Source organism: Belnapia sp. AC561, assembly GCF_979252845.1.
In genome coordinates this window covers 1-15076 of record NZ_CEEDBP010000049.1, presented here as the reverse complement: position 1 = coordinate 15076, position 15076 = coordinate 1, and the positions used below count along the sequence as shown (strand labels likewise).

Genomic DNA, 15076 nt, shown 5'->3' with positions numbered 1-15076 from the left:
GTAGTGGCCGATTGTACCAATGACAGGCCTTATTCCACTTGGATTGCCAACTCCGCACCAACAATGCGGCTGGCACCAATGCGGCGGAAGGCTTGATCGAGATTCTCCGCAAGTGTGGACGGCAATCGCTCGCCCCGGCCGGCGAGCAGCGCATGCGGCAGCTCGGCACTGATGTCGCGGTCAGCGAGCCAGCAGCGGATGCGCTCGAGCCCCGGCGGGCCCGCGGGATAACTCAGGCCACGGCGCGGCACCGGGCTGGTGGCCGACGTGGTGCCGGTCCAGCGGGCACCACCGATGGCACCTGTCGGGAACACCGGCATGGCTACGCCATCGCTGCGCCGGGTGATGCAATAGAGCCAGCCGTCGGCATTCGCCATGACGTCGATCACGATGGTATTGCCCTGCCTGGCCTGCGGGCTACCGCCGCGGTTGCTGTCGAGCCACAGCTCGGGCAGTACGACAGAGCGGGCCAAGCGCCGTAACGCAGCCTCGTACTGCTCACGGCAACCGAGCAAGATTCCGGCGGCGATGGTGGCGGCATCCTCAGGATGGTTGTTGCGCAGCGCATGGAAGGTCAGCATCGATTGTGGGCGGCCTTCCACGATGACTTCGAACTGGTCGCCATCCTCGATCGGCACATCGCCTGGCCACTCGATACGAGAGGCATCAGGCGGCCAGCCCAGTCTGCGCAGATTGCCGCGGCGCCGCAGCGCAATCTCGCGCTGCTCCGCGTGCGGGCGCTGGAGCCAGACGGTATCGCCGGCGCCGATGCAATAGGTGCCGGAGCGCTGCACCTCGATCGCAACCTCCTGCGGCAGGGGACGACGCAGGGCGGGCAACGTCGCCCGCGTGCCGCCGATGGCACTGGCATCGATGCCGCGCAGCCGCAGAGCTTCCGCCAGCGCCACGGCGGAAGCAGGGTCGCGCTCCTGCGCCATGGCGTGATCGAGCGCCGTTTCGAGCGGACCGCGCAGCCGCAGCATCTGGCCCGAGCGCAGCAGCAGCGTGATGCTGGCGCCTTCCGGTATCTGCAGTCGGTCGATCGCGGTGATGACCATGCCCTGGCCATAGCCGGGCGCGGTCGAAGCCAGCAGCACTGCATCCGGCGCCGCCAGCGCGGCACCAACCCATAGCAGTGGTGCTGCCATCATCCAGAGATGGCGCTGCATGGTTGCCTCCTTCAATTATGCAGACAGGCTATGCCGAAAAAGCCGCGCATCCTGTGGCACGGGCCACAAGCCGTCTGCTTTTTCGGGACGATGCCGGAAATTTTTGTTGAAGAAACGCTATACGATGTTGTCGACTTCGTCACTGCCGAAGGGGTGACGCCGAGGGAGACGCGATGATGCCAATACGCCGTCTACTTGCAATCGCCACAAGCTTTCTGCTGCTGCCACCTGCTGCCTTTGCGCAGCCGCGCACCATGCCCGAGACGGCGCGCGTCTATATCCTGTGGCCAGGCGATGGCCAGGTCATCCGCGGTGCCTTTTGGGTGCGCATGGGGCTGCAGGATGCCGGCATCGCGCCGGCGGGCATCGAGAAGGCCAATACCGGCCACCATCATCTGTTGATCGACGTGGATCTGCCACCGCTGGACCAGCCGATCCCGAACGACCGCAACCACCTGCATTTTGGGCTGGGCCAGACCGAGGCACGCCTCGACCTGCCGCCCGGTCGCCATACGCTGCAACTGCTGCTCGGGGACGAAACGCATACGCCGCATCAGCCGCCGCTCCACTCCCGGCGCATCACCGTCACCGTCACGCCGTGAACCGGATTCCTGCCAAGGGGGCTTCGATGTCCATCCAGCGTCGCCTGCTGCTGACCTCGGCCATGGCCTTGCTGGCAGGCCATGCCTTCGCCCAGGGCACACATGACCATGCCGCCGCGGCCTCCACGGCGGCCAATCCGGGCCGCGCCACCGCGCCGCGCGATGCCTATGTCTATATCGGCTGGCCGCAGGATGGGCAGGTGATTAACGGCACCCGCTTCAAAGTCTGGTTCGGCACCCGCAATTTCGGCGTGGCGCCGGCCGGGGTCGCCACGCCTAACACCGGACACCACCACCTGCTAGTCGATACGCCAATGCCGCCGCTCGACCTGCCGATCCCGAACGACCGCAACCACCTGCATTTCGGCTTGGGCCAGACCGAGACCATGCTTGAATTGCCGCCGGGGACGCATACGCTGCAGCTGGTCATGGGTGATGCCGACCACGTGCCGCACGACCCGCCGGTTACCTCCCGCCGCATCACCATCCAGGTGCGCGCCGGCCGCACCGTGCCGCCACCCGCGCCGGCGCAATAGCTCACTCCAGGGCGCGGGCGACGCGGAAGCCGTTGGACTGGTAGCGCACCGGCGCGTCGTAGAAGTTGCGGGCGACCGGCAGGATGTCGTCGCGGCCGGAGCGGAAGGACCCGCCGCGCAGCACCCGCTTCATGCAACCGCTGATCTCGCGCGCCGCGCCGTCCAGGGGGGCACCCTGGTAGTTCGGCGCCCAGCAATCCTGTACCCATTGCGCGACGCCGCCGAGCATGCCGTGCAGCCCGAAGCCGTTCGGCTGGAAACGGTCCACCGGCAGCGGACCGCGTGGATTCTGCTCGCCGCCGCAATCCGCGCAATTGGCCTGGGCCACGCCGGGCTGGTCGCCCCACCAGTAGCGCGTCGTGGTGCCAGCCCGCGCGGCATATTCCCATTCGGCCTCGGTCGGCAGCCGATAGGCCCGGCCGGTGGTGCGGGACAGCCAGACCGCATAGGTGCGGGCGTCGTCCCAGCTGACGTTATGAAGTGGCGTCTGCGGCTCCGCCACCATCAGCCGTGGCAGCGGGCCGCAGCCACCTTTCGCTTGGCAGGCCTGCCATTCGGCCACCGTCACCGGGAATTGGCCGATGGCGAAGCCCTGCAGCGTCACCCGGCGCACCGGCAGGGCCGCGGTGTCGCGGGCGCCCTGGCCCATCATGAAGCTGCCGGGCGGCAGGCGCACCATCCAGGGACAGTCTGGGCAGTCCTGGAAATAGCGCTCCCCCGCCATGGCAGGCGCCGGGGGCGGGGAGGGCACCGCGAAGGCGCGCGGCGGCTCGGCCGGCACCGCGGGGGACGGTTGCGGCACGGGGCGCGCCGGTGGCGAAGGCTGCACCATGGCGAGACGTTCCGGCGGCGCCGCGGGTCCGGACGAGCCGGCCAGCTCGTCCCGCCGCTGCCGCGCGGCCGCGGCATAGCGGGAGCTCGGATAGAAGCGCAGGAAAGCGTCGATGTCCTCCGCCTTGCCGGTGGTGCGCAGCCGGTCCCAGAGCGCCGCCTCTGCCATCTGCCCGGCCGCCTCCGCCGCATCCATCACCTCGATCTCCAGCGCGGCTTCCGCCCGCCCGCCCCGGCCATCCTCCACCGCATAAGCGAAGCTGCCCGCCGACCCGCTGAAGCCGGGTTCGGGCAGGAAGATCAGCGCGCCCAGCTCCTCCGGCCGCAGCCGGTCGCCAGGGCGCAGCGTGGCTGTGCCGTTGCGTACCAAGCCGCGCGGCAGGCCCTGAACTATGACCGCGAGGGCATCGCCATCCGGGTCTTCCGGCCGGGCGATCTCTAGCGGGCCGGTGTAGATCCGCACCCGCCGCGCCGCCTCCACGACCGGCGGACGGTTGGAGGCGACGACGGTGATCGGCAGGCTGCCCATCACGCTACCGCCGCGGCCATCCTCGACCAGGATGTCGAGCGTGCCGACCGGCCCGAGCGTCTTACCTTCCGGCTTGTAGGTGGCATTGGCGAAGCGGTCGGCGGCGAAGACGGCGCCAGGGGTGACCACGCGCCCGTCGATACGCACCTCCCCCGAACGCGGCAGGCCGGTGATGCGGACCGACATCGGGTCCTGGTCCGGGTCGGTCGGCCTGGCGATCGGCAGAGCGGTCGGCCCGGCGGTATCCCGCACCTCGAGCGCCGGGATGCCGGCCAGTACCGGCGGGCGATTCGGCGGGCGGGGGTAGAAGTAGAAGGGCTCGGCCCCGAGCGAGCTGAAGATGAAAGGCTCCTGGCGATTGTTAGTCGCGCGCAGCACGGTGTCGCGCACGCTGCGGAAGAACAGGCTCAACTCCAGCCCGGGGATCTGGAAATGCGCGAGCAGCGCCTCGGCGAAGGGACTGTGGCTGCCGGTACCGTCCTCGGCGACCTGATCAGCCTTGGTCGCCATCACCACCAGCGTGTTGCGCGGGACATCATCCACCCGGGCAAGGCCGGGACTGGTCGCGCCGCGGCCGGCGATGGCCATGGACCGCGACATGCGGTCGACGAAGGGATTGTTGCGGCAGGCATCGAGCAGCACGATGCCGAGCCGCGCCGCCTGCGACGCCTCGCCCAGCAGCAGGTTAAGGGGAAGCGCTTCGTAGAGCAGGTCCCGTTCGCGCTCAAGCTTGGCATCGGCGGGCAGAAGGTAATTCTCCCGCCCCACCTGCACGCCATGCCCGGCGTAGTAGACCAGGGCGACATCGGCGCGCTGGGCGCGGATGCCGAACTCCCGCAGCGCACGGGTGATGCGGCGGAAGTCGGGGTCGAGGACCTCCTCGACTTCAAAGTTCAGCCGGCGCAGGGATTCGCCGATGGAACGCGCATCGCCGACCGGATTGGTCAGTTGCGGCGCGGATTGATAGGCACCGACGCCGATGACCAGCGCCACCCGCCGCTCGGGGGGCGGCACCGGCTGGGCCGGCCCCACCACCGGGACCAGCACCAGCAGCAGGACCAGCCGGAAGACCAAGGCAGGCAGGCCGCCATGCGTCATCGTGTCACCTCGATCATGATGCGGGCATCATCCAGCCGCACGCCCGGGATTGCCTGGAAGCGGCTGACGATGTCCTCCAGGCGGCGCACCGGCAGCGGCTCCAGGTCCTGGCGCTTCAGCTCGGCCGGCAGCAGCAGCCCCACCTCGCGGTCGGCGGCGAGGCAGGCGACCTGCTCGGGCGCGCCAGGCGTCTCGAAGCGGATGCTGAAGGCGCCGGCGGGGGGCACCTGCACCTGGGCATTGCCGGCAAGGAAGGCATCCGGCTGGAAGCGGTTGGGATAGATGCGGGAGATCTCGCCGCCGCCATCCTGGTAGTAGCAGTAGACGAAGGCATCCTGGCTCGGCTGCAGCCGCAGGGTCATGCTCTCGTTCACCCGGTAGCTCGGGCGGCCCCGCGTCGTCGCCAGCATCAGGCGGGGCGCGGCCGCGGCAGCCGCGGGGACCGGCAGCGAGGCAGGGGCGGCAGCGACCGGCGTGGCGGTGCCACCGCCCCTGGCCTGGCTGCTGGCCAGCAGGCGGTAGTAGAGCTCGAAATCCACCCGCCCGCTGGGCACCAGGTCGGCGTCCGCCTGGTATCTGGCGATCGCCGGGGACAGGTCGCGGCTGCCGGGCTGCAGATGGCCGGTCCGGACCAGCGCGGCCTGGACGAAGCTGTCGCGCTCGCCGGGCGGCATCAGGTCGAACCATTGCCGCGCCTCGCGCCGGAAGGCGGGGTTGGTCGGCTCGATCGAGAGGCATTCCCAATATGGCACCCGTGCCAGCTTGCCGAGCACCTCGATGGTCGAGAGCTCCACCAGGTTGCGCACCGCCTGGGCGAAGCCCTCGGACTTGTCGAGCGAAACGCTGAAGGACAGGCCCGCCTTGCCGATCAACCCGCCGACATCGGCGCCGCGGCCGGATCGCACCACGGCGATGGAGTTGTTCGCCGACAAGCCGGGCAGGATCTGCCGCGTCACCAGCCGGCCGACGTTGAGGTCCATCGAGACCACCGAGACCACCTGGTCGCTGGAGACGCCAAGGTCGACCCGAGCGAGCGACAGGCTGGCGCTCTGCGAGGAGGAGAGCACACTGCTGTCGAGCTGGGTGATGGCGCCGCGGATATAGTAGCTGGGCGCCACGAAATCGTTTCGAAGCCCGACCATCTCGGATAGCACCTGCACGTCGAGCTGGGTGATGTCGTAGTCGACGAAGCGGAAGGCGTTGCTGCGTGCCGACATGCGGGAGACGGCGCTGATGAACATCTCTTTGGTGCCGGCGGCGATCAACCCGGTGGCATCGGGGATGCCGGCGGTGGTGATGTAGATGTCGTGCTTGCCATTGGCCTCGAACATCGCGTCCATGCAGCGGAGGGCTTCGCTGAAGCTGCCGATGTTGCGCACCGCAGCGGTGCGCGGCTGCTGCGCGTCGAAGCTGGTCTCCGGCCGCGGGTGACAGGCGCTCAGCAGGAGCAGGCCGGGCAGCAACAGCCCGGCAAACACCCATCGAAGGCGTCGCCCCGTCTCCATCCAATCCCGCATCATGGCACGCTCCTTCCTCTCGGAGCGGCGCCACCGATGGCGCCTTCAGGCAGCGACGCGGCGGCCTGACTCCGAAACCGATACCAGAAAGGCGAGCGTGGAAACCGAAAGGCTGTGCATTGGCACACAACTGTCGCGCAATTCTGGGTGAAGCCCGCTGGACGCAGCATGTCGCAGTACACGACACGGATTTCGACTTGAAAAGCGTCATAGGATCCGACGTCTTCCACTACCGGTTTCCGGTCCGGAAAGCATCATATCCTGTGGCTTGGCTCACATCGGGGTTTGGTGTGGCTGGGTAGGGTCCGTCCTGTCGATGAGCGACATCGCCGGGGCCCGCGGGGCACGGCGCCGCAGACCAGAAGGAACCAGTCCCATGCGTGCCATGATCCTCCCCGTCGCCGCCCTCGCCCTGGTTGCCGGCCTCGGCAGCGTCGCCTCGGCCGATCCGCTGCAGAGCGGCGGCGTCTCCATCACCCGCGGTGGCGGCAACAACAATGTCGCCTCGGGCGTGAACAGCTTCGCCGGGCAGTCGGCGACGACCATCGGCGGCATGGCCCGCGGCCACGGCTATAGCACCACCTACGGCGGCGGCAACATGAACCGGGCGAGCGGCCGCAATGCCCAGGCCTTCCAGGACACCACCACGGTGGGCGGCACCGCGATCGGCCGCGGCGCCAGCAGCTACGTCACCGGCGGCTACAACGCCAACCTCGCCTCCGGCCGCAACAGCATCGCCGGCCAGTCGGTGACGACCATGGGCGGCACCGCCATCGGCCGCGGCGCGCATAGCAGCGTCTCCGGTGGCTGGAACTCCAACCTGGCGTCGGGCCGCAACGCCGAAGCGCAGCAGCAGGTCCTCACCATGGGCGGCTCCGCCATCGGCCGCGGCGCCCAGGACCGCGTCTATGGCGGCGGCAACCGCAACGCCGCGACCGCCCGCGGCGCCTTCGCCGGACAGCAGGTCGTCACCGTCGGCGGACAGTAAGGCGAAGGGTAGAAACCGGGGCGGCAGCTGTTCAACCTGCCGCCCCAGAATATCACGCTTTTCGTCATCCCCTTGTGTCCCCGCCCCACCCGCGTGACACTTTGCAGGCCCTGCCTGCAAGGAGTCACGCGATGGCGCTTGCCGAAAGCCACCGGGACGCGGTGCTCGCCGCGCATCCCCTGCTACGGCACCTGCGGCCGGAAGACCTCCGGCGCCTCGCCGCGACCGCGCAGCTCATCCGCCATCCGCGCCATGCGACGATCTTTCAGAAGGGCGACCCCGGGACCAGCATGATGGCCATCATCCGCGGCCGGGTGAAGATCTGCACTTTCTCGAACGATGGCCGGGAGCTTGTGCTGAACATCATCGACCAGGGCGGCATGTTCGGCGAGATCGCGTTACTCGACGGCCGGCCCCGCACCGCGGATGCGGTGGTGCTGGAGGAGACCGAGCTCTTCGTCATCGAGCGCGCGCAATTCCTGCCCTTTCTCTCTAGCAGCCCGGAAGCGCTGGCGCGTCTGCTGACGGTGCTCTGCCAGCGGCTGCGGCTGACCAGCGAGACGCTTGAGGATGCGCTGCTGCGGGAGGCGCCGTCGCGGCTGGCGCGCGGCCTGCTGCGGCTGGCCGATACCTTCGGGCGCGCCACCCCGGGCGGCACCCGGCTGACCATCAAGCTGTCGCAGCAGCAGATCGGCAGCCTAATCGGCGCCTCGCGCGAGAGCATCAACAAGCATCTCGGCGAATGGACCCGGGCTGGGCATCTCGGCACCGAGGGTGGCTGCCTCGTCCTCCGCGACCGCGCCCTGCTGCAGCGGATCGCGGAAGCGGAGATCTAGCGTCCGGAATCGATCCGCCACGCCGCCAGCCTGGCCTCGCGGTTGCGCAGGCTGAGCTCGCCGATGCGCCGGCCGGAAAAGGCGCCGCCCAGCAGCCGCCAGGTCGGCTCGCCCACCAGGATGGTGCAGCATCCGCCGCCGCAATGCTCCTTGCCCAGCTGCTCCAGCCGGGCGCCGACATTGGCGGTGTCGCCGAGCAGGCAGAATTCCATGCGCTCGCCGCGGCCGAGGCTGCCCGCCACCAGCGGGCCGGTATGGATGCCGATGCGCAGGCCGGCTTCGGGCAGGCCCGCCACCCGCCATTCGGCGTTCAGCGCCTGCATCGCCTGCTCCATTGCCAGGGCGCAGCGGGCGGCGGCGGCGGCATCCGCGGCCTGGCCCGCCGCATCCGGCCGCGGCACCGGCACGCCGAAGACCACCAGCATGCCGTCGCCGACGAAGCGCAGCACTACCCCGCCATGCGCCACGCTGACCGCGACCATGCTGTCGATGTAGCGGTCCAGCCAGTCGATCAGCGGCGCCGGCGGCAGCGCCTCGCAGATGGCGGTGAAGCCGGCGATATCGGAGAACAGCACCGTCGCCACCAGCTCCTGCGGCTTCGGCCGGCCGCCGGCCATGAACAGCGCGCGGTCGCGCAGCAGCGCCTCGGCCACCTCGGCACTGAGGAAGCGGGAGAACAGCCCGCGCAGCGCCAGCCGGTCCCGCCGCTCGGCCCGGCTGCGCCAGGCCCGCGCGCCGCCACCGGCCAGCAGCGCCGCCAGCACCGGGCCGAGCCCGGGCCAGGCCGCCCCGCCGGCGGCCAGCGCCGCGAGGGTGACGGCGGGATAGCCCAGCGCCAGGCCGGCCAACGCCAGCAGGAAGCGCCGCCCGGCCAGCCACGCCCCGGCCAGCATCCCCAGCCCGGCCAGCAGCAGCAGTGCCCCCGGCTCGCGCCACCAGGCCGCCGCCCCGGCGCGGCCATCCAGCAACTGCGCCAGCACCTGCGCATGGATCTCGACGCCGAAGCTGGGCTTGCCAAAGGCGGCGGCGGGGGTGCGGTGTTCGTCGCTGCCGGGCAGCATGCTGCCGATCAGCGCGATGCGGCCACGCAGCCATTCGGCCGGCAGCAGCGGCACCGCCTCGGCGGGGTATCGCGGCGCCACGGTCCCGGCCGCACTGCGCTGCCAGTCGATCAGGAAGGGTCGGTCCGGCACCGCCGCGCCGACCGCCCGCGCCAGCGCCACCGGCAGGCTGGGGGCGCCGGTCGTGGCGTCCCGCGGCAGGTGCCAGCGCACCTGCCCATCGAAGACATCGCGCGCGAGGTTGGCGGTGCCGGTCGCCACGCCCGTCACGAAGCTGTCCAGCACCTGTTGCCGCGCCGGCTCCAGCGCCGTCTCCGGCCCGGCGGTGATGACGACCACCGGCGGCACCCCGCGGCGGATCGCCTGGCGCAGCGCGGCATCCTTGGCCGGCTCCGTCGTCCGGTCCAGCAGCAGGTCGAGGCCGATGGCGCTGACCCCGGCCTCGGCCAGGGCCTTGATCAGCGCCGCGAGGAAGCCGCGGTCGACCGGGGAGCGGTAGGGGAAGGCGTCCAGCGTCGCCTCGGTGATGGCGATCAGCACGAGCCGCGGATGCGGCGGCTGTACCGGCGCCAGCACCCGGAAGGCCAGGGCTTGGTACAGCCGCTCCGCCGCCGCCAGCGGCCAGGGCGGCCGGGTCAGCAGCAGACCTAGCCCAGCCGCCGCCAGCAGCAGAAGCAGTCCCCGCGCGGCTTCCAGCATTCGCGCCATGGCTGCACCATTCCGGCCCGGGACGAGTGTCGTGGCGCCAGGCCGGACAATGCAACATGCCGCCGCATCACGGCCTGGGGAGAAACCTCAGCGCAGCCGCGGCAGCACCGGACGTGGTCCCGTCCCGAAGCGCCATCCGGGCCGGCCAAGCGGATGCGGCCGGCGCCAGCGCGGCCGCCCGGCCGCCAGTTCCGCCCGCGCCGCAGCGGTCAGCCGCGCCACCAGCTCGATATCCGGGACGGCGAACCAGCCGAAGCTTCCCGGGAAAGCCGCGGCGCAGCGGAAGGCGGCGGCATCGATGCAATCCGGGCCGACGGATCTTCGCGGCAGGGTCTGGCCGCCGCGCTCGGTCTCCGGCGCCTGGACCACACGGGCCTCGGCGGTGGCGGCGACCAGCAGCAGCAGGAGCAGCGGGAGGAGGCGTCGCATCGCCGCTACTCGACCCGGGCGAACTGGACACGGCGGTTGCGCGGGTCGAAGCCGTTCTCGACCAGTGGCGCTTCCTCGCCACGGCCGAGAACCACCAGCCGCGAGGGGTCGATCCCCTGCCGCTCCACCAGCCACTGCGCCACCGCGACGGCGCGCCGCTGCGAGAGCTGCAGGTTGTAGTCGTCCGAGCCCAGCGCGTCGGTATGGCCCTCGACCCGCAGCTTCACCTGCGGCTGGTCGCGCAGCAACTCGCCGATGCGTTCGACGAAGGGGAAGGCGCTCTGCGGCACCACGTCGGAGTTCAGGGCGAAGTTGATACGGAAGCCGATGCTGCCTGCCGCCGGCGCGGGGACCGGCTCGCTGGCCGGCTGCGGCTCCGCTACCCGGGCCGAGGCCAGCACCGGGCCGGCTTCCGCGGCGGGCTGCCAGCGCGGCCGGCGCGGCGTGGAGGGCGTCGCCATGGTGGGGGAAGGCGCCGCCTCCGGCTCCACCGCCACGGCCTGGGTGGCCATCGGGGTGGGCCGGTCGGGCTGGGTGATGACGATGCGGCGGCTCAGGCCGGGCTGGGATTCCGGCACGATGATGCCACGCAGCAGGGCCAGCGGCGGCGGCTCCTCGAAGATCTGCACCCGGCCCTGGGCCAGGGCGGTGCCGCCGAGCAGCAGGGCCTGGACCGAAGCCAGGGCGGCGAGGCCGGTGAGGCGATGGCGGATGCTGCGGGACATGGCGAAACCCCTTCTTGCCGGCGGCGCAACCCGCCTCTGCAGGGAAGCTATCCGGCCCCCAGGACCCGGGCTGTGAGCCAGGCCACAATCCCGGCCCGATCAATGATGTTCCAGGTTGAAGAAGATCCGCAGCCGGCGGAGCAGCTCGCCCTTGGCGGCGGGGGAGTGCCCGGCGGCGTCGGCGGGCAGCCGGGCCAGCGCGTTATGCGCCTGCCGGGCGGCCATGATCGCTGCCAGCGCTTCCGCCAGCGCCGGGCGGCGGCGGAGGATCGGGTCGAGCTGCGCCCGGCCGATCTCGAAGACCACCGCCTCGCTGACCGCGCGCACCGTGCTGCTGCGCGGCTGGCCGGTCAGCAGCGACATCTCGCCGAAGACGGCGCCCGGCAGCAGTAAGTCGATTGGCGCTTCGATTGCCGCCATGCGGACCTCGAGCGCGCCTTCCGCCAGCAGGAAGAGGGAATCACCTGGCTCGCCCTCGCGGACCACGGCAGTGCCGGCCGGCAGGGTCCGCGGCCGCATCGCCGCAGCCAGTTCCTGCCTTTCACCTTCGGAGAAATCGCCGAAGAGCGGCAGGCCGCGCAGCAGTGCCGCCGCGTCCGGGCCAGTAGCCACGGAGGCGCGGCGCAATTCCCGCAGCGGACGGGCAAGCGCAATCCCGGCACCCTGCAGGGCCCGCAGCACGGCTTCCGCGACGGCATCGCGGGTGGCGGCCTCGCGGCCGTGGTCGGCGACGTTGAAGCGCAGGAGATAGGTGGCCAGGCCCTCGGACAGGTCCTGCAGCAAGACGTCTGGGGCAAGGCCGGGCCAGCGGCGCCCGGCATCGAGCGCCGCGGCAAGCAGCAGGCGCCGGGCCCTGGCGGGCGGCAGCCCGGCATCAAGGGCGACTCGCAGCGTGGCGCGGTAGCGGCCGCCCTCACCCGCGCCCCAGTTCACCAGCCGATGCGCGGCGATCAGGCCGTTCGGCACCACCACCGCCACGCCGTCGCGCGTCACCAACCGGGTCGTCCGCCAGCTCAGCTCGATGACGCGGCCGGCGCTGCCCTCCGCGGTCTCGATCCAGTCGCCGATGCGGTAGGGCGCGTCGATGCCGAGAGCGAGGCCGGAGAAGAGATCGCTGATGATGTTGCGAAGCGCGAAGCCGATCACCGCGATGGCGACGCCCGAGGTGGTAACCAAGCCCAGCGCCGGCCGGTCGAAGACCAGCAGCAGAATGGCGATGCCGGCGGCCCCGAAGCAGGCACCGCGCACAAGGTCGCCCAACAGCCGCGGATAGGGCAGGGGCCGCTGCGCCGCCCAGGCGGCCCGCAGCAGCAGCAGGTCGAAGACCCGTGCCGCGGTCCAGGCGAGGCCGAGCCAGGCCGCCACCCCGGCGACGGTCGCCGCCCCGGGTGCCAGGGCCTGCAGCGCGAAACCGCTAGCGCAAAGCGCGGCCGGGCCGAGGACCGGTCTCAAGCTGGGCTGGCGCATCCGGTCGTCCCCGCGGGTTCCCGCCTGAGTCTGCCTGGGATTCGGCGGGCCGGGAAAGTGGCCGCGGCTGTGGCCTGGCTCACATCGGGTTTTGGTGTGGCTGGGTAGGGTCCGTCCTGTCGATGAGCGACATCGCCGGGGCCCGCGGGGCACGGCGCCGCAGACCAGAAGGAACCAGTCCCATGCGTGCCATGATCCTCCCCGTCGCCGCCCTCGCCCTGGTTGCCGGCCTCGGCAGCGTCGCCTCGGCCGATCCGCTGCAGAGCGGCGGCGTCTCCATCACCCGCGGTGGCGGCAACAACAATGTCGCCTCGGGCGTGAACAGCTTCGCCGGGCAGTCGGCGACGACCATCGGCGGCATGGCCCGCGGCCACGGCTATAGCGCCACCTACGGCGGCGGCAACATGAACCGGGCGAGCGGCCGCAATGCCCAGGCCTTCCAGGACACCACCACGGTGGGCGGCACCGCGATCGGCCGCGGCGCCAGCAGCTACGTCACCGGCGGCTACAACGCCAACCTCGCCTCCGGCCGCAACAGCATCGCCGGCCAGTCGGTGACGACCATGGGCGGCACCGCCATCGGCCGCGGCGCGCATAGCAGCGTCTCCGGCGGCTGGAACTCCAACCTGGCGTCGGGCCGCAACGCCGAGGCGCAGCAGCAGGTCCTCACCATGGGCGGCTCTGCCATCGGCCGTGGCGCCCAGGACCGCGTCTATGGCGGCGGCAACCGCAACGCCGCGACCGCCCGCGGCGCCTTCGCCGGACAGCAGGTCGTCACCGTCGGCGGACAGTAAGGCGAAGGGCAGCTCCGGCCCTATCCAGGGGACTGGAGCTGCTTAGCCTGCAGCAACAGGAGAGCGCCATGATGCGTCCTATGCTTGCCGCTTTCGCCTTGATCGGCCTCAGCGTCCTACCTGCTGCCGCGCAGGATCTCGGTGGGGTTCGGCTGCGCGGCCCGGAAGCGGTGCTGAACCGGGTGGAACAGGCCAGCGGCTGCCGGCTGTCCACCACCAGCGTGACGGTGGGTGTCAACCGCGCTACCGCCGCCGGGTCCCGGGCCAGCCAGCAGCTTGGCACCGATGGCTCCGGCGGGTGCCGGCCGCTGGTCAGCACCCAGGTCACCGCTGGGGTCAACCTCGCCCTCGGCCGCGGATCCCAGGCGGACCAGTCGATTGAGGCGCGGTCGCCGCGCGGCCTGCTGGCGACCAATACCGTTGCCCGCGGAGTCAACTACGCCGCCGGCAACCGCAGCGCTGCCACCCAGCGGATCCTCGCCCAGACCGGCCGGTGAATGGCCCTGCCCGGGATGCATCCCGGGCAGGGCTGCATCGGTATCCCTGAGAAAGCCATGAAACCCAAGCAGCCCAAAGGAGGCTTCGATGTCCTGGATTATGCGCCATGCTCTGCTGGCGAGCCTGACCATCGGCGGCATCGCGGTGGCCCATGGCGAAGCGCTGCGCTGCCGTTCGGTTAATGGCAACGTCACCTGCGCCGGATCGGGCGCAGTGGCTTGCCAGACGGTAAATGGCCGCACCACCTGCAGCTCCGGCGGGGTCGTGCAGGAATTCGGCGCCCGCCCCGGCGCCCTGCCCCCACAGATCATGACCCCCCGGACCGAGCGCGAGGTCGAGCCGCCGGGGGATGATGCGGCGGAGGACGAGCGGCCGCCACCCCGCCCGCGCGCCCGGCAACTGACGATCGAGCGGCAGGGCCCGGCCGGGCGGCTGTTCCTGGACCACGACGGCAGCCGGCTGCGCCTGCGCACGGAGCATCAGGCGATGGACCTCGACTGACCGCGACTGTGGCGGAGGCCACAGTGCCGCGGCCGCCCGCCCGGCAGGATGCGCCGAGGAAGAAGGAGGACCCCATGTGCCGTATCTCGATCCCCGCCCTAGCCCTGCTCGCCGCCACCGCCATGCCGGCTACCGGGCCGGCCATGGCGCAAGACAGCGGCGGGCTCGGCCTGTCACCGGAAGCGCTGGCGGTGGGTGGGCCGCGCGGCCTCGCCCGGCCAATGCGGGTGACCTTCCCGAATATCGGTGCAGCGGATCTGCAGGTTACGTCGACGCCGGCCGAGCGCCGCCAGCGGCACCAGGCTCTGGTCGCCCGCACTCGCGGCGACGGCGGCTTCCTCGATGGCTTCAGCCTAGGCCAGCCCCGCGCCGTCAGTCGTCAACCACTGCCGCCACCAGTGGAGCCGGCTTTTGTGCCGGTCATCATCGACCAGCGAACCCGGGTGGTGAACCGCTTCGAGGCTCCGGTCGCGGTGACGGTGGGCAACAATAACCTTGTGCAGCAGCAAGGCAATAGTTCGGGATCCGGGCCGACGGCCCTGCAGCAGGTGGCGACAGTCGGTGGTCAGGCCGCCGGCGGCGGCTCGCGCCGGCGCGGCATGAACGGCGGTGCCAGCAATGTCGTGACAGCCAACGGGAATATCATACAGGCGGCGACCGAAAGTGGCCATTTTGGTCGGGCACCTCGCACGAACCCACGCTAAGGGGGCCTAGCACTACCTGGGCACTATTGCGGCTGATGTGCGTTGTCTGAGCTGGGCTGAGACGGCTTGGTTTAGGAAGGCGT

At 71.0% G+C, this 15076-nt stretch carries 15 protein-coding genes; 8 read left to right on the top strand and 7 right to left on the bottom strand.

All coding sequences use genetic code 11. From position 1 onward, the window contains the following. Positions 1–29 precede the first annotated feature (29 nt). Positions 30–1169, bottom strand: coding sequence for a hypothetical protein (locus AC0IW9_RS26980; RefSeq protein WP_471651393.1), 1140 nt, complete (start codon positions 1167–1169; stop codon positions 30–32). Positions 1170–1423: 254 nt separating this feature from the next. Here AC0IW9_RS26980 and AC0IW9_RS26975 point away from each other — a divergent pair, with 254 nt between their 5' ends. After that, positions 1424–1771: a DUF4399 domain-containing protein gene (locus AC0IW9_RS26975; RefSeq protein WP_471651392.1), complete on the top strand. Its 348-nt coding sequence runs from the start codon at positions 1424–1426 to the stop codon at positions 1769–1771. 26 nt (positions 1772–1797) lie between these two features. Then, the gene (locus tag AC0IW9_RS26970; protein WP_471651391.1) at positions 1798–2307 is read left to right on the top strand and encodes a DUF4399 domain-containing protein; all 510 of its coding nucleotides are present in this window, start codon (positions 1798–1800) and stop codon (positions 2305–2307) included. A 1-nt stretch (position 2308) separates the two neighbouring features. Here AC0IW9_RS26970 and AC0IW9_RS26965 read toward each other — a convergent pair whose 3' ends face one another. Together AC0IW9_RS26965 and AC0IW9_RS26960 are read right to left on the bottom strand one after the other, a co-directional pair. Further along, positions 2309–4765, bottom strand: coding sequence for an SUMF1/EgtB/PvdO family nonheme iron enzyme (locus AC0IW9_RS26965; RefSeq protein WP_471651390.1), 2457 nt, complete (start codon positions 4763–4765; stop codon positions 2309–2311). After that, the gene (locus AC0IW9_RS26960; RefSeq protein ID WP_471651389.1) at positions 4762–6285 is read right to left on the bottom strand and encodes a DUF4384 domain-containing protein; all 1524 of its coding nucleotides are present in this window, start codon (positions 6283–6285) and stop codon (positions 4762–4764) included. Before AC0IW9_RS26960 ends, AC0IW9_RS26965 begins: the two co-directional genes overlap by 4 nt. A 373-nt stretch (positions 6286–6658) precedes the next feature. On the opposite strand from AC0IW9_RS26960, the gene AC0IW9_RS26955 reads away from it, so the two are divergent. Beyond that, entirely contained in the window at positions 6659–7270 is a 612-nt protein-coding gene (locus AC0IW9_RS26955) for a hypothetical protein (RefSeq protein ID WP_471651388.1), read from the top strand. Between the two features lie 131 nt (positions 7271–7401). Continuing rightward, positions 7402–8106 carry a Crp/Fnr family transcriptional regulator gene (locus tag AC0IW9_RS26950; protein WP_471651387.1) on the top strand — a complete coding sequence of 235 codons (705 nt, stop codon included), beginning with the start codon at positions 7402–7404 and terminating at the stop codon, positions 8104–8106. Here AC0IW9_RS26950 and AC0IW9_RS26945 read toward each other — a convergent pair. From AC0IW9_RS26945 to AC0IW9_RS26930, 4 genes are all read right to left on the bottom strand, one after another. Further along, positions 8103–9875, bottom strand: a complete 1773-nt coding sequence (locus AC0IW9_RS26945; RefSeq protein WP_471651386.1) for a CHASE2 domain-containing protein — start codon at positions 9873–9875, stop codon at positions 8103–8105. The two genes, AC0IW9_RS26950 and AC0IW9_RS26945, sit on opposite strands and share 4 nt — an antisense overlap. Positions 9876–9962: 87 nt before the next feature. Next, entirely contained in the window at positions 9963–10304 is a 342-nt protein-coding gene (locus AC0IW9_RS26940; protein ID WP_471651385.1) for a hypothetical protein, read from the bottom strand. 5 nt (positions 10305–10309) lie between these two features. Continuing rightward, positions 10310–11029, bottom strand: a complete 720-nt coding sequence (locus tag AC0IW9_RS26935; protein ID WP_471651384.1) for an OmpA family protein — start codon at positions 11027–11029, stop codon at positions 10310–10312. Positions 11030–11128: 99 nt separating this feature from the next. Then, positions 11129–12496 carry a mechanosensitive ion channel family protein gene (locus tag AC0IW9_RS26930; protein ID WP_471651383.1) on the bottom strand — a complete coding sequence of 456 codons (1368 nt, stop codon included), beginning with the start codon at positions 12494–12496 and terminating at the stop codon, positions 11129–11131. Between the two features lie 182 nt (positions 12497–12678). Between AC0IW9_RS26930 and AC0IW9_RS26925 the strand changes: the two genes are divergently transcribed. From AC0IW9_RS26925 to AC0IW9_RS26910, 4 genes are all read left to right on the top strand, one after another. Beyond that, positions 12679–13290, top strand: a complete 612-nt coding sequence (locus AC0IW9_RS26925) for a hypothetical protein (RefSeq protein ID WP_471651382.1) — start codon at positions 12679–12681, stop codon at positions 13288–13290. A gap of 68 nt (positions 13291–13358) precedes the next feature. Continuing rightward, the gene (locus AC0IW9_RS26920; RefSeq protein ID WP_471651381.1) at positions 13359–13787 is read left to right on the top strand and encodes a hypothetical protein; all 429 of its coding nucleotides are present in this window, start codon (positions 13359–13361) and stop codon (positions 13785–13787) included. A gap of 88 nt (positions 13788–13875) precedes the next feature. Continuing rightward, positions 13876–14289, top strand: a complete 414-nt coding sequence (locus tag AC0IW9_RS26915; RefSeq protein ID WP_471651380.1) for a hypothetical protein — start codon at positions 13876–13878, stop codon at positions 14287–14289. A 74-nt stretch (positions 14290–14363) separates the two neighbouring features. Further along, complete coding sequence (locus tag AC0IW9_RS26910; RefSeq protein ID WP_471651379.1) at positions 14364–14993, top strand: hypothetical protein; 630 nt, start codon at positions 14364–14366, stop codon at positions 14991–14993. Positions 14994–15076: the final 83 nt, after the last annotated feature.